Origin of the sequence: Serratia sp. CY47444 (assembly GCF_052168635.1) — a bacterium.
In the GTDB taxonomy this organism is placed as follows: Bacteria; Pseudomonadota; Gammaproteobacteria; order Enterobacterales; family Enterobacteriaceae; genus Serratia; species Serratia bockelmannii.
In genome coordinates this window covers 168,650-186,277 of sequence record NZ_JBJNMH010000001.1, presented here as the reverse complement: position 1 = coordinate 186,277, position 17,628 = coordinate 168,650, and the positions used below count along the sequence as shown (strand labels likewise).

Annotated in this window: 15 protein-coding genes; 10 read left to right on the top strand and 5 right to left on the bottom strand. The window is 62.3% G+C overall.

All coding sequences use genetic code 11. The annotated features are described in order from the left end of the window. Nucleotides 1-37 precede the first annotated feature (37 nt). A complete protein-coding gene (gene tet, locus ACJ8IL_RS00790) occupies nt 38-1,357 on the bottom strand; it encodes a Tet(A)/Tet(B)/Tet(C) family tetracycline efflux MFS transporter (protein WP_127145938.1) in 1,320 nt (439 codons plus the stop codon). Between tet and tetR the strand changes: the two genes are divergently transcribed. The 5 genes from tetR to ACJ8IL_RS00765 all read left to right on the top strand — a co-directional run bounded on the left by tetR (nt 1,281) and on the right by ACJ8IL_RS00765 (nt 6,828). Beyond that, nucleotides 1,281-1,922, top strand: a complete 642-nt coding sequence (gene tetR / locus ACJ8IL_RS00785) for a tetracycline resistance transcriptional repressor TetR (protein ID WP_043143511.1) — start codon at nt 1,281-1,283, stop codon at nt 1,920-1,922. The genes tet and tetR overlap by 77 nt on opposite strands. Nucleotides 1,923-2,097: 175 nt before the next feature. Then, the gene (locus tag ACJ8IL_RS00780; protein ID WP_025302897.1) at nt 2,098-2,571 is read left to right on the top strand and encodes a (2Fe-2S)-binding protein; all 474 of its coding nucleotides are present in this window, start codon (nt 2,098-2,100) and stop codon (nt 2,569-2,571) included. After that, on the top strand, nt 2,568-4,826 hold the full coding sequence (locus ACJ8IL_RS00775; protein ID WP_442516295.1) for a molybdopterin cofactor-binding domain-containing protein: 2,259 nt from the start codon (nt 2,568-2,570) through the stop codon (nt 4,824-4,826). The genes ACJ8IL_RS00780 and ACJ8IL_RS00775 overlap by 4 nt, the downstream gene beginning before the upstream one ends. 28 nt (nt 4,827-4,854) lie before the next feature. Continuing rightward, nucleotides 4,855-6,153: a c-type cytochrome gene (locus ACJ8IL_RS00770; protein ID WP_442516294.1), complete on the top strand. Its 1,299-nt coding sequence runs from the start codon at nt 4,855-4,857 to the stop codon at nt 6,151-6,153. Between the two features lie 69 nt (nt 6,154-6,222). Then, nucleotides 6,223-6,828 carry a nitroreductase family protein gene (locus ACJ8IL_RS00765; protein ID WP_025302894.1) on the top strand — a complete coding sequence of 202 codons (606 nt, stop codon included), beginning with the start codon at nt 6,223-6,225 and terminating at the stop codon, nt 6,826-6,828. A 209-nt stretch (nt 6,829-7,037) separates the two neighbouring features. On the opposite strand, the gene ACJ8IL_RS00760 is transcribed toward ACJ8IL_RS00765, so the two are convergent. Continuing rightward, complete coding sequence (locus ACJ8IL_RS00760) at nt 7,038-7,934, bottom strand: DMT family transporter (protein WP_060433110.1); 897 nt, start codon at nt 7,932-7,934, stop codon at nt 7,038-7,040. 129 nt (nt 7,935-8,063) lie between these two features. On the opposite strand from ACJ8IL_RS00760, the gene ACJ8IL_RS00755 reads away from it, so the two are divergent. Continuing rightward, on the top strand, nt 8,064-8,633 hold the full coding sequence (locus ACJ8IL_RS00755; protein ID WP_043143518.1) for a helix-turn-helix domain-containing protein: 570 nt from the start codon (nt 8,064-8,066) through the stop codon (nt 8,631-8,633). 123 nt (nt 8,634-8,756) lie between these two features. Continuing rightward, on the top strand, nt 8,757-10,682 hold the full coding sequence (locus tag ACJ8IL_RS00750) for a DUF3857 domain-containing protein (RefSeq protein ID WP_147823824.1): 1,926 nt from the start codon (nt 8,757-8,759) through the stop codon (nt 10,680-10,682). Between the two features lie 38 nt (nt 10,683-10,720). On the opposite strand, the gene ACJ8IL_RS00745 is transcribed toward ACJ8IL_RS00750, so the two are convergent. The 3 genes from ACJ8IL_RS00745 to ACJ8IL_RS00735 form a co-directional block, all read right to left on the bottom strand. Continuing rightward, complete coding sequence (locus tag ACJ8IL_RS00745) at nt 10,721-11,077, bottom strand: DUF1937 family protein (RefSeq protein ID WP_049205691.1); 357 nt, start codon at nt 11,075-11,077, stop codon at nt 10,721-10,723. A gap of 99 nt (nt 11,078-11,176) precedes the next feature. Further along, nucleotides 11,177-12,409 carry an ethanolamine utilization protein EutH gene (gene eutH, locus ACJ8IL_RS00740; RefSeq protein ID WP_033643135.1) on the bottom strand — a complete coding sequence of 411 codons (1,233 nt, stop codon included), beginning with the start codon at nt 12,407-12,409 and terminating at the stop codon, nt 11,177-11,179. Further along, nucleotides 12,402-13,862 (bottom strand): FGGY-family carbohydrate kinase, encoded by a 1,461-nt coding sequence (locus tag ACJ8IL_RS00735; RefSeq protein WP_261424568.1) that lies wholly within the window; start codon nt 13,860-13,862, stop codon nt 12,402-12,404. Before ACJ8IL_RS00735 ends, eutH begins: the two co-directional genes overlap by 8 nt. Nucleotides 13,863-14,119: 257 nt before the next feature. Between ACJ8IL_RS00735 and ACJ8IL_RS00730 the strand changes: the two genes are divergently transcribed. From ACJ8IL_RS00730 to ACJ8IL_RS00720, 3 genes are all read left to right on the top strand, one after another. After that, nucleotides 14,120-15,523, top strand: a complete 1,404-nt coding sequence (locus ACJ8IL_RS00730; protein WP_442516293.1) for an NAD(P)/FAD-dependent oxidoreductase — start codon at nt 14,120-14,122, stop codon at nt 15,521-15,523. Further along, the gene (locus tag ACJ8IL_RS00725) at nt 15,513-16,736 is read left to right on the top strand and encodes an NAD(P)/FAD-dependent oxidoreductase (protein WP_261424566.1); all 1,224 of its coding nucleotides are present in this window, start codon (nt 15,513-15,515) and stop codon (nt 16,734-16,736) included. The genes ACJ8IL_RS00730 and ACJ8IL_RS00725 overlap by 11 nt, the downstream gene beginning before the upstream one ends. 113 nt (nt 16,737-16,849) lie before the next feature. Next, entirely contained in the window at nt 16,850-17,620 is a 771-nt protein-coding gene (locus ACJ8IL_RS00720) for a DeoR/GlpR family DNA-binding transcription regulator (protein ID WP_060447144.1), read from the top strand. Nucleotides 17,621-17,628 lie beyond the last annotated feature (8 nt).

Below are 17,628 nucleotides of genomic sequence, written 5' to 3'. Positions count from 1 at the left end.
CATAAATCAGCTTAATCGGGAGAGGGTGAGCTCGACGCTACGCCGCGTCACGCTCACGCGAACGCGCCAGCAACAGCGGAACCAACAGATACAGGGCGGCGGCCAACGCCCAGACCAGGCCGGGCCAGACATCGCGCGTGGCGGCGTACAGCGCCGTCGCGACCAGCGGCCCCGCGACGCCGATCAGGCTGCCCATGCTGGCCAGCGTCCCTTGCAGCTCGCCCTGATGATCGTCGTCCACCTTGTGCGCCATCAACGCCTGCAGCGCCGGCAGCGCCATACCGCCCGCGGCGAAGAACGGCAGCAGCGCAAAGGGCGCCCAGCCGCGGGTGGCGATCGATAACAGCACCAGACCCAGCGCGTCGGCCGCCAGGCCGATCAGCAGTGCCTTGCGCTCGCCGAGCCGTGCGACCAGCGGGCCGATGGCGAAGGCCTGCGACAGCGCGTGGCAGGCGCCGTAACCGGCCAGCGACAGGCCCGCCACCATCATGCTCCAGCCGAAACGATCCTGACCGTATAAAATCCACAGCGTGGCCGGCGCCTGTGAAACCAGCGCCATGATCAGGTAAATACCGGCCAGCGGCAGCAGGCCCGGTTTGCCGTGCAGCCGACGCAATGACGAAAACGGATTAAGGCGGATTTTCTCGGCGGCGCGGGCGCGGGGTTTACGCGATTCCGGCAGCAGGAAAAACGCCATGATCAGGTTGAGGGCATTCATCGCCGCCGCCGCCAGGAAGGGGGCATGCAGATGCCATTCGCCCAGCGATCCACCGAGCAGCGGACCGACGATAAAACCGACGCCGAACACCGCGCCCACCAGGCCAAAACGCCGCGCGCGCTGGCCGGCGGGGGTAATATCGGTGACGTAAGCGGTGGCGACCGCCATGTTGGCGCCGGTGATGCCCGCCAGCAACCGGCCCAGATAGAGCCAGGCCAGCGTCGGCGCGAACGCCATCAGCAGATAGTCGGCCGCCGCGCCGGCGAGCGAAATCAACAGCACCGGACGCCGGCCGAAACGATCGCTCAGTGCGCCGAGGATCGGTGAAAACAGGAATTGCATCAACGCATACGCCGCCAGCAGCGCGCCGTAATGCACGCTGCCGGCGTCGAGGCCGCCCAGTGAGCGCAACAGCGCCGGCAGGATAGGCATGATCAGGCCGATGCCTACCGCATCCAGCAATACCGTCAACAAAATAACCAGCATAGGTTTTTTCAAAATTGCGACTCTAACAGTGATAGAGTATTGAGTATTCCATAGTAACCCTATCAGTGATAGAGAGATGAGCGAAAAAAATACCGCGACGCGTTTAACGCGAGAGACCGTCCTGCGCGGGGCGCTGGCGTTGTTGAATGACATCGGCATCGATGCCCTGAGCACCCGTCGCCTGGCACAACATTTGGGGGTGCAATCTCCCACGCTCTATTGGCATTTCAAGAACAAGGCCGAACTGCTGAAGGCGATGGCGGAAACCATCATGTTGGATCACCGTGAAGAGGTGCCCGCCGACATGCCCTGGCAGGATTGGGTCGTTACCAATGCGAGCCATTTCCGTCGGGCGCTGCTGGCTTACCGCGACGGCGCGCGTCTGCATGCCGGCACCCGGCCGCAGGAACCGCAATTCGCCATCATTGAGGCCAAGGTGGCGCTGCTGTGTCGGGCGGGGTTGACGCCGGAACGCGCCGTTAATCTGCTGTTCGCCGTCGGACGTTTCGTGGTGGGCTGGGTGCTGGAAGAGCAACAAATGCAGTCGGACGATGCGCTGAATGACGCCGATCGCCGGCGTTACCCGCTGCTGTGCGAAGGCTGGGAAACATTGCAGGATAAGGGCGCAGACGCGCTGTTCGAAGCCAGCGTGCGGCTGTTGGTTGACGGCGCCGAGGCCGAATTGACGATCGACAATAATCACGGCCAGCAATCATAAAACCGAGCTTATCTATAGGAAATTTATAGGAAATACCCACTTTTCGTTAAAGCCATGGCGGCTACATTCCCTTAACATCATCATGTCTTTTGATGATAATTATTAGCACGCTGCTCAATTGTTCTTCGCAGTGATGTTACGGATTAAATCCGTTTGTTTAAGGGATAGTTTCACCATGGAAATCAATGTTAATGGCCGGGTGGTTCCACTCGGCAATCTCGCGCCCGACACGCCGCTGCTGTACGTTTTACGCAACGATCTGCAATTGAATGGCCCCAAATACGGCTGCGGCCTGGGGGAATGCGGCGCCTGCACGGTGCTGATCGACGGCGTCGCCGCGCGCTCTTGTTCAATGCCGCTGTCCGCCGTAGGAAGCAAATCCGTCACTACCCTGGAAGGCTTGGGCACACCGGACGCGCTGCATCCAGTGCAGCAGGGGTTTGTCGATGAGCAGGCGGCGCAGTGCGGTTACTGCACCAACGGCATGATCATGACGCTGGTCGCGTTGTTCGAACGCGAGCCGGAGGCGGACGAGCAAACGATCAAGAAAGCGCTGGCCTACAACCTGTGCCGCTGCGGCACTCACCTTGAGATCTTGCACGCCGCCGAGCGCGCCCGCGATCTGTTGGCAGCACGGAGGCAAGCATGAGCCGCCTCGAACTGACTCGCCGCCAGTTGTTGCAGGCCGGCGGGGTGGTGATGGTCAGCAGCCTGCTGCCCGCGCCGTTTAACGCCTTCGCCGCCGAGGCGGTTGTAGCGCCTGCCGATCTGCCGCTGGATCGGGTGGACAGCTTTATCAGCCTCACCGCCGACGGCCGGGTAACGGCCTTCAATGGTCACGTCGATCTGGGTACCGGCATTCGCACCGCGCTGGCGCAGATCGTCGCCGAAGAAATTTGCGTGCCGTTCGAGCACGTCACGATGATCCTTGGCGATACGCAGCGCACGCCGGATCAGGGGCCGACCATCGCCAGCGCCACCATTCAGGTCACGTCGGTGCCGCTGCGACAGGCGGCGGCGCAGGTGCGGCACATGCTGACGGCGTTGGCGGCCAAAGCCTTCGAACTGCCGGCCGACCAGCTGACGGCGGCGGCGGGGCAGGTATTTGTGACCAAAAACCCGGGGCGCTCACTGAGCTATGCACAGCTGGCGAGTGGGCAGAATCTGCACGTGATGCTGGATAAAAACGTTCAGTTGAACAGCGAACACCAGAATCGCTACGTCGGCCGCGCCGTTGCCCGGGTCGACATTCCGGCCAAAGTGAGCGGTGGGCTGACCTACGTGCACGACCTGCGCTTGCCCGGCATGCTGCATGGCCGGGTGGTGCGCCCGCCTTACGTAGGCGCCGACAGCAGCGCCCCGCTGGGCGGCGGCCTGCTGTCGGTGGATGAAAATTCGATCGCGCACCTGCCGGGCATCGTGAAACTGGTGGTGATCAACGATTTCATCGGCATCGTGGCCGAGCGCGAGGAGCAGGCGATCGCCGCCATGCGCCAGCTGAAAACCAAATGGCAACCCTGGGCCGGGTTGCCGGATCTGTCGCCGGAAGCGCTGCCCGCCGCGCTGGAAGCCAACCCGAAAACCGACCGCGTCCTGCGCGACGATGCGGGAACGGACGCCGCGCTGGCGGCGCTGCATACCGAAGTGCAGGCCGACTATGTCTGGCCCTACCATCAGCACGCCTCGATCGGCCCTTCCTGCGCGGTGGCGGAGGTTAAAGACGGGCGGGCGCAGGTGTGGTCCGGCACGCAAAACCCGCACGATCTGCGCAAAGACATCGCCACGCTGCTGGAATTGCCGCCTGAGCAGGTGCACATCACCCGCATGGAGGCCTCCGGCTGCTATGGCCGCAACTGCGCCGACGACGTCTCGGCGGACGCGGCGCTGTTGGCTCGGGCCACCGGCCGCCCGGTGCGGGTGCAGCTGATGCGCGAACAGGAATCTGGCTGGGAGCCGAAGGGCACCGGCCAGCTGATCCGGGTACGCGGCGGCCTCGACGCGCAAAACCGGGTGGCGGCCTACGAATTGAAAACCAGCTATCCCTCCAACAATGCGGTGACCTTGCCGCTGGTGTTGACCGGCAAGGTGGCCAACCGGGCCGACGTGCAACAGATGGGCGATCGCACCGCCATTCCGCAATACGCGTATCCGCACATGCGGGTGATCTGTCAGGACGCCGCGCCGATCGTGCGGGCGTCGTGGATGCGCGGCGTTTCGGCGCTGCCCAACGTGTTCGCCCATGAATCCTGGATCGACGAACTGGCCTGGCACGCCGGCGAGGACCCGATCGCGTTTCGCCTGCGTTACCTGAGCGATCCGCGCGCGGTGGCCTTGATTGAGGCCCTGAAGCGGCAAGCCAACTGGCAAGACGGCCCGGCGTACCGGTCGCACGCCGCCGGCGCCGAAGTGGTGAGCGGCCGCGGCTTCGCCTATGCCCGCTACTTCCACAGCAAATTCCCCGGCTTTGGCGCCGCCTGGGCGGCCTGGGTGTGCGATCTCAGCGTCAACCGCCTTTCCGGGCAGATCACGCTCGATAAAATCTTCGTGGCGCATGACTGCGGGCGCATGATCAACCCGGCCGGGGTGCGCCATCAGGTGCACGGCAACATTATCCAATCCGCCAGCCGGGTACTGAAAGAGTTTGTGACCTTTAACGAGACGGGGGTGACGTCATTGGACTGGGGTGGCTATCCGATCCTGCGCTTCGACGAATTGCCGCAGATCGATATCCAGCTGATTGACCGCCCGGACGAAGCGCCGATGGGTGCCGGCGAGTCCGCCTCGGTACCGAGTGCGGCGGCGATCGGCAACGCGCTGTTTGACGCGCTCGGCGTGCGTCTGCGCGAGGTGCCGTTTACGCCGGCGCGGGTGCTCGCCGCGCTGCGCGCCCAGGCCGGCCATTAATCCCCCGTAACGAACAAGGACAGCAAAGATGAGTAAGATGAAAAAAATCGTCGGGTGGGGCGGCGTCACGGCGATCGCCGTTGTGGTGGCCGGCGTGGTCGCCAGTAGGCAGCCGGAAATCGCGCCGCTCGCCGCCGATGCGACCCACCGTTTCAGCGAGGCGCAGATCGCGCGCGGCAAAACGCTGGCCGACCTCGGCGACTGCGCCGTGTGCCACACCCGTGCGGGTGGTGAGCGCAACACCGGCGGGCTGGCGATGGAGATCCCCTTCGGCACCATTTACACCACCAACATCACGCCGGACGTGGAAACCGGCATCGGCAGCTGGAGTTACGCGGCGTTCGAACGCGCCATGCGCCACGGCGTCGATCGCCAGGGCCGCTATCTCTATCCGGCGTTTCCCTATACCGCCTTTACCCGCACTCGCGACGAGGATCTGCAGGCGCTGTATGCCTATCTGATGTCGCAGCCGCCGGTCAAGTACCGGCCGCCGGCCACCGATTTGCACTTTCCGTTCAATATTCGCCAGGGCATCTTTGCCTGGAACCTGCTGTTCCTGACGCCGGGCGCGATGCTGGAACAGGCGGCCCAAAGCGCCGACTGGAACCGCGGCGCGTACCTGGTCGAAGGGCTGGGGCACTGCAGCGCCTGCCATTCGCCGCGCAACGTGCTGTTCGGCGAGAAAACCGGTGACGAGCACCTGGCCGGCGGCGTGGCGGAAGGCTGGACGGCGCCAGCGTTGACCGGCCGCTCACCCGCGCCGCTCGCCTGGACGCAGCAGGATCTGGTCGATTTCATGCGCACCGGCTACTCGGCCAACCACGGCGTCGCCGCCGGCCCGATGGCGCCGGTGATCGAAGAAGGGCTGTCGCGCTTGCCGCAGGCCGATCTGCAGGCGATCGCCGTCTATCTGCGCAGCTATCATCCTGAAACGGCGGCGGGCGCTACGGCGGCAACGTTAAACGCTCAGGCGGAACGGCAGGTGGAGCCTCTGAGTTCGGAAGGGGCACGGCTGTTTTCCGGCGCCTGCATGGCTTGCCATGCGCAGGAAAAAGGCGCGCAGATGGCGGGGGTGCGGCCGTCTCTGGCGCTGAACACCAACCTGTTCGCCGATGCGCCGGACAACGCCATTCGTGTGGTGCTGGACGGCATACAGCGGCCGGCGAACGCCGAGCTGGGCTATATGCCGGGTTTTCGCCATAACCTGAATGACGCGCAGATCGCCATTCTGCTCAACTACCTGCGGCAACATTACGCCGGTCAGGCGCCGTGGCCGGACTTGGCGGCGCAGGTCAGCCGTTTGCGCGCCGAAACCGCGCAGAAATAGCCGCCTGGGGCTGGACAGCCGCGCCGCGGTGACGACAATAGACCTTTTCACATGGACAGAGGCAGTAAAATGAATACGTTAGACGCGATCCGCCAACGCCGCGCCACCAAGCAGTTCGATACGCAGTACGTGATGACGCTCGAAGAGAAAAAAGCGCTGTTGAACATTGCGCTGCAGGGCGCACCCAGCGCGTTTAACCTGCAGCACTGGCGCCCGCTGCTGATCGAAGATCGCGCGCAGCGCGAGAAAATTCGCGAAGCGGCGTGGGGGCAGGCGCAGGTGACCGACGCATCGATGCTGGTCGTGCTGTGCGGCGATCTGTCGAGCTGGGAGTCACAGGTTAAAAACGTCTGGGCCGAGGCGGCGGAGCCGGTACAGCAGTTCATGATCCCGGCCGTCGATCAGTATTATCGCGGTAAGCCGCAGGTGCAGCGCGACGAAGTGATGCGCAGCAGCGGCATCTTCGCCCAGACGCTGATGCTGGCGGCCAAGGCGCAGGGCTACGACTCTTGCCCGATGGACGGATTTGATTTCGACGCGGTGGGTGAGATTATCAATAAGCCGGCGCACTATCAGATCGCGCTGATGGTCGCCATCGGCAAGGCGGCGGGGCAACCTTATCCGCGCATCGGCAAACTGCCGTTCGACGACGTGGTGAAAACCGACCGTTTCTGATCTGAGCGGTGAATGACAAAAGGGAAGGCTTGCGCCTTCCCTTATTTTTTGGTGACGCACAGTTCGTTCCAGTAGCTGAAACGGATGCGCCGTTGCAGGCGGTGATGCCACATAGAAAACTCCTTCTACCCTACACGGTTTAAATAAATAGCACCGCGCCGGACACAAGGCGAATGCCTTATTGTGCATAGCTTGCCCGTCGGGCGGGATTAACCGATTTTACCGGCCCGGTGCGCGGCGAGCGTCCATCGCCAGCCGAAGTTCATGCCCGCTGCCGCGCCGAGAATGGCCAGCGTGCCCAGCAGCTGCAGCAGGCTGAGACGGTGCCCGAACACTGCCCAGTCCACCACGATCGCCACCGCCGGGTAGATGAACGACAGGGCGCCGACCAGGGCCGTGGGGATCTTCTGAATGGCGCCATAGAGCAACGTGGACATCAAACCGGTATGCACCAGGCCGAGGGTTGCCAGCAGCAGCCAGTCGATGGGGGCCGCAGGCGGCGTGGCCAGGCCGGCGAACGGTGCCAGTGCCAACGTGCCAACGGTCAGTTGAATCAACACGATGAGCTGCGGCGGCAACGCGGCCAGCCGTTTGACGATCGCCGCCGCAATGGCGTACATCAGGGCCGCACCGAGCGCCAGTACCACGCCGAGCAGGTAGTCATCGCCGCTGCCGCCGCTTTGCCGGCCGGCGACGATCAACACCATCCCCGCGAACGCCAGCAGAAGCCAGCCCAGCCGGTTAGCCGTTAGTTTTTCGCCGAACAGCAGCGCCCCTAGCGCCACCAACATAAACGGCTGAACATGGTAGGTCACGGTGGCGACAGCGATCGAAGCATGCTGGTAGGCAGCAAACAATAGCGTCCAGTTGAGCACCAGCGCGATACCCCCGAGGATGGCGACAGCCAGCTGCCGCCGGTTGATCGCGCCGAGCTTCAACTGACCGAGTGCGGCGCAGGTCGCCAGCATCGCCAGCGCGCCGAACGCGCAGCGCCAAAACACCACCGTTGTGGGCGGCTGCCCTAAAACGAGTACCGGCCAACCGACGGTGCCTGAGATGGTCATGGCGAGGATCATTTGCACTGCGCCGCGCGTCTTTGTTTTCATGTTGTTGCCCTCGCTGCCTGACCATGCTTGTGGTGAAGCCGCTTAATCATTAAAATGAACAATTGGACATTATGATGAATACACATGCAGCTGTTCGTCAAGTCGAACAAACGGATGATATAACGAACGATGAGCAATAACCTGATGCAGAACATCACGCCGATCGGCCTCTTGTCGGCGGCGATCCGCCGCGAGCGTGAGCGATTGAACCTGTCGGTGACCGAGCTGGCGAAGCGCGCGGGCATCGCCAAGTCCACGCTGTCGCAGCTCGAAGCCGGCAGCGGTAATCCCAGCCTGGAAACGCTGTGGGCGTTGGCGATGGCGCTGGACGTGCCGGTCAGCCGACTGATTTCGCAACCCAGCAGGCCGGTGCAAGTGATCCGCGCCCATGAGGGAACGCCGGCGCTGTCGGAGCAGGGCAACTACGCCGCCACGCTGCTGGCCACCTGCCCGCCGGGCGCGCAGCGCGACATTTACCGGCTGCGGGTGCAACCCGGAGAGGCGAAACTTTCCCGGCCACATCCCCCCGGCACCGTCGAGCATGTGATCATCAGCAGCGGGCGAGCGCGCCTCGGGCCGGCGGAGCAGCCGCTGGAGCTGAGCGCCGGCGATTACATCAGCTACTCCGCCGATCGCGAGCACGTTTTCGAAGCGCTGGAGCCGGAGACCACCGCCGTGATGTTGATAGAACAGGGTTAGCCCGGGCGTTGAAGGTCCGTTTATTGAAAATGATTCTCAATTATATTAGTGTGCCCGCCTGTTTTGACGCCGGGACGGGCGCGTAGCCCGGCGTCGCCGTTTATTGCCCTTCAAGGACCGAAGATGAAAATCGCTATTCCTTCCCTGCTGTTATTCGCCGGTTTGACGGCAACGCACCCGGCCACCGTGTTGGCCGCTACACCGCCCGTCGCGGCGGATCAGGGCCAGAACGACACGGCCAACAACGATTTCAGCTTCGTGCGCTATCGCGCGGATTACCGCGTCAACGCCAACGCCACCAACGTGAAGACGGAAAGCTACGAAGTGCTGCTGAAGACCAAGGCGGCGGTCGAAAAATTCAGCCAGATCCGCCTGAGCTACAGCGAAAAAATGGAAACGCTGGAGGTGGTCGCCGCCTACACGCTGACTGCCGACGGCCAGCGGCACGACGTGGCGCCCGATCGCATCTATACCCAGGAGAGTTATTCCAGCGCCACGGCCCCGCTGTATGCCGACCGCAAAGTGCGCGTCATCGTGTTCTCCAACCTGGCGCCGGGCTCGCGGGTGGTGTATGAGCTGCGCCGCACGCAAAACACCCCGTATTTCCCCGACTACTTCGGCCTGTGGGAGACGTTCAGCGTTTTCGATCAGTTCGACGACGCCGAAGTGACCCTGCAGGCACCGGCCAAGCTGCCGATGCATATCTTCACGCGTGGCGTGGAAGGCGGGGACAAGCCGCAGATCCGCAACGGCCAAGCGCACTGGCGCTGGCATTATTCGCGCAGCGCGCCGATGAAATCACAAAACTGGGCAGCGGACAGCTGGACCTTCAGCCCGACCATCATGGCGAGCACCTACCGCGAGTGGCCGCAGTTGGCCAAGGCCTATCAGCTGAAGGCCGGTGCGGCGGCGAAGGTGACGCCGGGCATCCAGGCACTGGCAGACAACATCACCGCCGGCATCAGCGATCGGCGCGAGCAGGCGGAGGCCCTCTATCGCTGGGTGGCGCAAAACATTCGCTACGTGGCGGTGTATCTTGGCAACGGTGGGCTGGAGCCGAATTCGGCGCAGAGCATTCTCGACAACCACTACGGCGACTGTAAGGACCACGTGGTGATCCTGGAGGCGCTGCTCGCTGCCAAGGGTATTGAAAGCTCACCGGTGCTGATCGGTATGGATGAAGGCCCGTTACTGCCTAAAGTGCCGCTGCTCAGCCGCTTTAATCACGCCATCACCTATGTGCCGGAGTTCAAACTGTACCTGGACTCCACCAACCCCTGGGCGCGGTTCGGGCAACTGCCGCAAGGCGATCTGGGGGCGCCGGTGCTGCTGACGCGCGACGCCAAGCTGGCGCGCACGCCGGGCAGCGATGAGCAGCCGGTCAAGAGCGCGCTGAGCGTCGATTTCGTGTTTGACAAAGCGGGCAATCTGCACGGACAAACCGAGCGTCGGCTGAGCGAAGTGGAAGAAATTGACCTGCGGGGCTATTTCTCGCAGATCAACCGGCAGAACCGGGCGCAGGCCGAAGCGTCGATCATGTCCGCCTCCGGTATCGACGGCAGCGGCGAAGTGGCGATGAACAGCGATCCGCTGGATCTCAAAAAACAGTTCGGTTACCGCTTCCGCTTCAAGGCGGACGACTACGTCGATTTCGGCGTGGTGGGCGGCATGACGCTGCCTAATCCGCCCGGTGGCAAATCGTTCCGCACGCTGTATACCACCACGACGGCACCGGACAACGAAACGCCGTTCTACTGCAGCGCACAGCGCTACGACGAAACCTACCGTCTGCAGCTGCCGGCCAACGTGCCGATCATCGCCATTCCGCAAGACAGACAGTTCCGCAATGCGGCGGGCGACTATCGCGTGGCGTGGCGGCGCGACGGGCAGCAGGTGACCGTCAATCACCGCCTGCAGGTGAACGCCATTCGCGGCAAGGAAGCGCTGTGCCAGGCGCAGGATTACCCGGCGTTCCGCGAGCTGTTCCAGCAGGTGCGGCGCGGTTTCCGCGGCCAGGTGGTGTACGGCGAATTGGCCAACGGCAAATAAGCCGCTGCCCCGTCGCGCTTAGCGGCGGGGCGCACGCCTCAGTTGAACTCGCCCGCGACCTCAGACCACAGGCTGACGCGGCAGCCGCGTGCGGCGAAAGCGTCCATCTCGCGCTTGATGCCGCCGCTCTCTTGCCAACCCGGCAAATCGAGCACGATCAACTCATCCATCGCCGCCATGAACAGGGCGTCGATCGGCGCCCACAGCTTGCCGATGGCGGTTTTGTCGAGCTCTTGCAAACACAGGTTGATCGGATGTGACATGCTGACCTGGCTAAAAACGGCGCTGCCGGCGCGTACGATAGCGGCGGCGACGTCGTTGCACGCGATAAAGCGTTGCTGCACGACGTTGGCGTCGGCGTGGCTGTAGGGGCAGGCTAAAAATATTTTTCTCATTAGCATTTGTTCTCTCAATCATTGATGTCCGGGGCGAAAAAAGGGCGCAGCTTCCCCGTGAGGCGGCGCCCCGTTTATTTTTATGGCTTAGGGATAAATTTAGCGAGCGGCGGCGGCGATGGCCGTCGACTGCCTTTGCGTCTGTTCTTTTTCCAGCAATTCGGCTTCCGGCACCGAGATCTTGATGGCGATCAGGACAGCAATCATGCCGCCGAGGAATTTACCCATCATGATCGGCAGCACCAGCGAAGGTTGGAAGTTGGCGGTAAATGCCAGGTGATCGCCCAGCGTGGCTTGCGCGCAGATGCCGAAGGCCACGCACAGCACCTTATCGCGGGCGCGCATGCCTTTGAACAGGTGATAAACGGCGATGATATTGGCCAATACCATAATAAAGCCCAGCGCGCCTGTATCCGATAAACCGAGCTTTTTACCGATGAAATGCATCGGCTTGCGGCAATAGCGCTGGAATAAATAACAAATGGGGAATGTGCCCGCCAACATAATGCCGATATAACCGGCGATCTCGATAGCGCGGAATAATTCGTCTTTGTCGGCAAATAACGGATCGAATACCCAGCCGCCGAACACCTTTTTAAACACACCGGTGAAATGCTCGATGATGCACAGCGCCAACACCAGCTTGATAAAGGCATCCGCCGCCTTGCCGAAGATCAGGAACCCTTTCACCATCGCCGCCGGCCGCAGCTTCAGCCCCAACGCCAACAGGAAGCACAGGGCGAACAGCGGGGACAGCAGCCGCAGCGCCTGCAGCAAGTCCAACTGCAGATAGTGCGCGGCAGGTGACGTGGTGGAGATAATCTCCCTGACCGGCAGGTTGTTGAAGGTGATGGTCACCAGGGCGATCAGCACGGCGAACGGAATGCTGATCAGGCCCGCCATGGCGCCCAGCGCCAGATATTTATGGTCGTCGCGGTTCAGCATGATAAGCCCGACCGGGATCAGGTACACGATGCTGGCGCCGGAGGTGTAGCCCACCAACATGGCGACGATCCACATGTCGCGGTTGGCGGCGATGGCGTCAGCCAACTGATAGCCGCCCATGTCCACGGCGATCACCGCCAGCGCCGCGATCGAGGCGTCGGAGCCGAGCGCCGAGAAGAAGGGGCCGATGCTGTACATGATCAGGTAAGAGATGATTGGGATCGCCGCCATGATGCCCGCCTGGGCGAGAAACACCGGGCCGATGGCGTGAATGCCGTTGACGAACTCACGTCCCAGTTCGCCTTCCGGTTTGACGATCGACGCCAACGCCCCGATCAGAGTGCCGGCCATGATGATATAGATGATGAAATTACCGAACTCAGCCATGGTGTTCCTCCTGCGATGAACGTAAGCCGCGCGAACGCGCGATGATTTCCTGATAGCGGGCAAACCAGACCGCCATATCGACCTCGGTGGGCTCCGTCACTTCATAGCGGTTGAGCACCTTGAGCGGCTGTTCCACGCCCAGCCCTTTACGCGCCAACAGAGCCACGCCCTGAGCGGTGATCTCTTTATTGGCGGGCGTAACGATGCGCTTTTGGATCAGGTTGGCGAGGAACTGCGTGAAATAGCGGTTGGCGGACAGACCACCGTCCACCGAAATGCTGTCGCCGATCGGTTTCAACTTATCCATGGCGTTGATCACCTCGGCGGAACGCATGGCGATGCCTTCGAGTATTGACTGCAGCAGATCCTTGCGTTCGGTTTCCAGCGACAGCCCGGCCCACATCCCGGCGGCGGAGCGATCCCAGTACGGGCAGGCCAGCCCGGAGAGCGCCGGTACAAAGGCCAGGCCGCGCGCGATGGCCGGATGGGCCGGGAAATCGCCGAATTCATCGAAATCGTTGAACAGGCCTATCTTTCTCGCCCAGTTAATGGCGGAGGCCGCGTTATAAACGCCGCCGTCCAGGCCATACACCGGCTCGCTGCCGGGCAGCTTCCAGCACAGCGTGGGCAACAGGCCGGACTCGCCGGCATCGATCGGACGCGGCCCGGTGATCGCCTGTAAAAAAGCGCCGGTACCGAAGGTGATCTTCATCTGCCCAGGTTGATGGCAGCCGTGGCCGTATGTACCGGCAAACTGGTCGACGATGCAGGCCGTCAGCGGCACCGGTTTGCCGTTGAGCACGACGTCGCCGAAGTGGCCGATGTTGTCTCTGACCTCGGGCAGGCTGTCGATCGGCACGCCGAACAAACGGCACAGCTCCTCGTCCCACTGCAGGGTATGAATGTTGAACAACGAGGTGCGCGAGGCCGAGTTATAGTCGGTGAGATGCCTGCCGCACAGGTGGAACAGGAAGAAGGCGTCCATGGTGCCGAGCCGCAGGCGGCCGCGTTGCGCCAGCTGCCTGGCCCCCGGCGCGTTGTTCATCAGCCAGCCCATCTTGCTGGCGGAGAAGTAGGTATCGAGCGGCAGGCCGGTTTTCGCCATCACCAGCGGTTCGACGCCTTCGCGTTTCAGGCGCTGGATCTCCGGCTCGGTGCGCTGATCTTGCCAAACGATGGCGTTGTACAGCGGCAGGCCGCTGTCGGCGTCCCAGGCCAGCAGACTTTCGCCCTGATGCCCTAAACCGATGGCGTCCACCATGTCGCACTGGCTGAGACAGCGGCGGATATTCGCCAGAATCTCCAGGGCGTCGTGTTCCACCCAGCCCGGATTGGGGGTGATCTGCTTGTGCGGCATGCTGGCCGGCGAATGGTGCCTGCCGTCTTCGCCGAACACCACGACCCGGGTGCCGGTGGTCCCCTGATCAATCGCGGCATAACGTTGATTCATCATTGCTTCGCTCTCTTATAGGTTTTGTTTTTTATTGTGCCTGGTGTTGTTTGTGTGACTGTTTTAATAATCTATCTTCAATTTCACACATTAAAGCAACATAAATCACAAGATAAAATAACCCCGCGTGATCGACCTCATACTTTTTGCTTATCACCGCGTTCTGCGGCTTTTTTTTGGGAGTTGTGTTGTTTTTACCATTTCAAATGCGGTTATTGTGTGGTTTTATTGTGGTTATCACATCAAAACGGGACATCAGCATGATGGAAGAACAAACGGATTGGGACATTGTCGTGATTGGCGGCGGTGTGGTCGGGTGTGCGGTATTCCGCCAATTCTGCCTGATGGGCGCCCGAACGCTGCTGTTGGAAAAGGGAGGCGATATCCTGTCTGGCGCCAGCAAAGCCAACAGCGCGCTGCTGCACACCGGCTTCGATGCGCCCAGCGGCAGCCTGGAACTGCATTGCATGCAGGCCGGGTACCGGGAATTTATCGCCATCCGCGAACGGATGAATTTGCCGCTGTTACCCACCGGCGCCTTGGTTGTGGCCTGGGATGAGCAGCAGTTGGCGGCGCTGCCCGCGATCGTGCAGCAGGCGCACGACAATGGCGTGCTGGACGTGGCACAGATCGACGCCGCCGAGCTGTATCGCCGTGAGCCACAGCTGGCGCCCGGCGCGTTGGCGGCGGTCGAGGTGCCGGGAGAGAGCGTGATCGATCCCTGGAGCACACCGCTGGCGTACCTGACGCAGGGCGTCAAACACGGCGGCAACTATCGCTTCAATACCGAGGTGACCGGCGCCGAACGCTTGCCGACCGGCTGGCGGCTAACCAGCAACCGGGGCGAGTTTCACGGCAAAATCGTCATCAACTGCGCCGGCAATCAGGGCGACCGGGTAGAAAGTTTCTGCCATCAGCCCGAGTTTGAAATTCGCCCGCGCAAAGGGCAGTTTCTGGTGTTCGACAAGGCCGCCGCCGGGCAGGTCAACGCCATTATCTTGCCGGTGCCGACGGCCATCACCAAAGGGGTGCTGCTGTCGAAAACCATCTTCGGCAATCTGCTGCTGGGGCCGACCGCCGAAGAACAGCAGGATCGAGAAACGGCAACGGTAGACGAAACCAAAATGCGCGAACTGATCGAACAGGGCACCCGGCTGCTGCCCTCGCTGGCGAATTACAGCGTGACCGCTAGCTATGCCGGATTACGCCCGGCGACCGAACAGAAACACTACCGCATTCAGCACTATCCCGAGCGGCAGTGGATCTGCGTGGCGGGCATTCGCTCCACCGGCCTGACGGCGGCGCTCGGCATCGCGCAATACGTGGAGCAGCTTTACCGCGACCATTTTACGCCGTGCTTCACGCCGACGGCGCCGCAAACCGTGCATTGGCCGCAGATGCCGATGCTCGCCGACTACGCGCTGCGCGATTACGCGCGCCCGGATAACGGCGGCATCGTTTGCCATTGTGAGCTGGTGACTCAGCGGGAGATTGAGGAGACGTTCGATTCCGCCGTGCCACCGGAGTGCATCGGCGGGCTGCGGCGCCGCACGCGCGTGATGATGGGGCGCTGCAACGGGTTTTATTGCAGCAGCCGGGTGGCGGAAATGGTAGGCGATCGTTTTGGCCAGACGCTGGCCGTAGGGAGCATTGATGAAAACTGAGTATCAGGTGGCGATTGTCGGCGCCGGGCCGGCCGGGATCGCGGTGGCGACCGCGTTGCGGCAGGCGGGGATCGAGGATGTGGTGATCCTGGAACGGGAGCAGCAAGCGGGCGGCGTGCCCAGGCACTGTCGGCACCCCACCTTCGGGCTGCAAACGTTTTACCGGCCGATGTTGGGCTCCACCTATGTCGATAAGATACTGGCGCGCACCGGGCAGGTGGAAATCCATACCGGCGTGACGGTGCTCGCCATCAAGCCGGACGGCGAGCTGACCATCACGGATCGCCGCGGCGTCAGCACCTTGAAAGCGCAGCGGGTGATCCTGGCGACCGGCGTGCGCGAGACGCCGCGCCATCCGCGACTGGTGAGCGGCCTGCGGCCGCAGGGCGTACTCACCGCCGGTGCGCTGCAGCAGTTCGTCTATCTGCGCGGGCTGCAGCCGGGCAAGGCGCCGGTGGTGATCGGCACCGAGCTGGTCAGTTTCTCCGCGCTATGGACGCTGCGTAACGCTGGCGTGCGCGCCGTCGCCATGATTGAAAGCGGCGGCAGACCCGTCGCCTGGCGTCTGAGCGCGCTCTATGCGCGTCTGATGGGGGTGCCGATCCACTACTATTCGCGCGTGACCGATATTGCCGGCCGCGATCGGGTTGAGTCCATCGAGGTGGAAAACCGTCAGGGGGAGAAGCAGCGCATCGCCTGCGACAGCCTGATCTTCACCGGCCGCTTCACCGGGGAGTATACGCTGATCCGCCAGAGCCACCTGGCGCAGCGGCCGGAGAGCGGCTGCCCGTTGACAGACCAGTTCGGCCGCTGTTCCGACGCCGCCTATTTCGCCGTCGGCAACATGCTGCATCCGGCGGACATGGGCGACCAGTGTTATCAGGAAGGGCTGCGCGTCGGCGAGGCCGTTGCCCATTCGCTGCAGTGCACGCTGCCGCCGGCGCAGCAAATCCTGCCGGTGCGGCACGACGAACGGATACGCCTGACTGCGCCCGCCCGTGTGGCGCTGATCGGCAAGCCCGCCACGGTCACGATCAATATGCGCGTGGAACAGGCGGTGTCCGGTTCGGTGGTGGTGCGGCTGGGGGAGAAAGTGCTGTACCGCAAAACGCACCGCTGCCTGCCGGAACGGCGGATCCTGCTGCGCAATATCGTCTTGCCGGCCGAGGCTGAGCGTGATGCACTGCACATCAGCATCGAATCCGCAGGATGAACGACGGCAACGGCTTGCGTCTAACGCCCTGAAACCCGTAGTATTCCGTCAGTTAACGCCGCAAGTCTCGGCGGAGGCAGTCACTCTTACTAAAGGCAGCGAGTGTAATGTGAATGGATATCTCTAATTCCGTGGAAAGGCGCAATGAAATACTGGCGCTGATCCAGGCCAACGGCCGGGTTTACGTGAATGAGCTGGCGGATAAATTCCAGGTTTCGCAGGAAACCATTCGGCGCGACCTGAACAAGCTGGAAGACTATCGGCTGATCAAGAAGATCCACGGCGGCGCGGTGAGCAGCCAGTTTAAATTCGAGCATGAATTCAACGAGCGGGCCAAAATCGCCGAGGCCGAGAAGCGCGCCATCGCAGAGAAAGCGGTGACGCTGATCCAACCGGGCGATACGGTGTTCGTGGATTTCGGCTCCACCACGCTGGAGTTTGCCCGGCAGTTGGCGACGGTCGATCAGTTAACGGTCATCACCAACTCGCCGTTGATTGCCAACGTCTGTCTGGAGAATGACTCCATTGACGTGGTGCTGATCGGCGGGCAGTTCATCGACTCCAAAATGGCGTGCCTGGGTGCAATCGCGTTGAATAACATTGAGGCGTTTTTCGCCGATTACGCCATTATCGGTGCCGGCGCGGTCAATGTGCAGACCGGCGTAATGGATCAGAACGTCAATGAAGCGGCCATCGCGCGCAAAATGATGGCGCAGAGCCGCAAGTGCATCGTGCTGGCCGACGAAAACAAGCTGCGCGGGCATGCGATGACGCTGGTGGCCAAATGGCCCGAGGTCGATTATCTGGTGACCTCCGACAGCGGTAACGCATTAGAAGGCTTGGTTTTCCCCGCCAACGTTAATGTGTTGGTGGCGCAGGTCTAAAGGGGGAG

Excerpts from the sequence above, each read along its gene's own strand:
- tetR (WP_043143511.1), top strand. The coding sequence starts at position 1,281 with ATGAGCGAAAAAAATACCGCGACGCGTTTAACGCGAGAGACCGTCCTG.
- tet (WP_127145938.1), bottom strand. The coding sequence starts at position 1,357 with ATGTCATTCAACAACGCCAGCGCCCCGCGCAGGACGGTCTCTCGCGTT.
- ACJ8IL_RS00780 (WP_025302897.1), top strand. The coding sequence starts at position 2,098 with ATGGAAATCAATGTTAATGGCCGGGTGGTTCCACTCGGCAATCTCGCG.
- ACJ8IL_RS00775 (WP_442516295.1), top strand. The coding sequence starts at position 2,568 with ATGAGCCGCCTCGAACTGACTCGCCGCCAGTTGTTGCAGGCCGGCGGG.
- ACJ8IL_RS00770 (WP_442516294.1), top strand. The coding sequence starts at position 4,855 with ATGAGTAAGATGAAAAAAATCGTCGGGTGGGGCGGCGTCACGGCGATC.
- ACJ8IL_RS00765 (WP_025302894.1), top strand. The coding sequence starts at position 6,223 with ATGAATACGTTAGACGCGATCCGCCAACGCCGCGCCACCAAGCAGTTC.
- ACJ8IL_RS00760 (WP_060433110.1), bottom strand. The coding sequence starts at position 7,934 with ATGAAAACAAAGACGCGCGGCGCAGTGCAAATGATCCTCGCCATGACC.
- ACJ8IL_RS00755 (WP_043143518.1), top strand. The coding sequence starts at position 8,064 with ATGAGCAATAACCTGATGCAGAACATCACGCCGATCGGCCTCTTGTCG.
- ACJ8IL_RS00750 (WP_147823824.1), top strand. The coding sequence starts at position 8,757 with ATGAAAATCGCTATTCCTTCCCTGCTGTTATTCGCCGGTTTGACGGCA.
- ACJ8IL_RS00745 (WP_049205691.1), bottom strand. The coding sequence starts at position 11,077 with ATGAGAAAAATATTTTTAGCCTGCCCCTACAGCCACGCCGACGCCAAC.
- eutH (WP_033643135.1), bottom strand. The coding sequence starts at position 12,409 with ATGGCTGAGTTCGGTAATTTCATCATCTATATCATCATGGCCGGCACT.
- ACJ8IL_RS00735 (WP_261424568.1), bottom strand. The coding sequence starts at position 13,862 with ATGATGAATCAACGTTATGCCGCGATTGATCAGGGGACCACCGGCACC.
- ACJ8IL_RS00730 (WP_442516293.1), top strand. The coding sequence starts at position 14,120 with ATGATGGAAGAACAAACGGATTGGGACATTGTCGTGATTGGCGGCGGT.
- ACJ8IL_RS00725 (WP_261424566.1), top strand. The coding sequence starts at position 15,513 with ATGAAAACTGAGTATCAGGTGGCGATTGTCGGCGCCGGGCCGGCCGGG.
- ACJ8IL_RS00720 (WP_060447144.1), top strand. The coding sequence starts at position 16,850 with ATGGATATCTCTAATTCCGTGGAAAGGCGCAATGAAATACTGGCGCTG.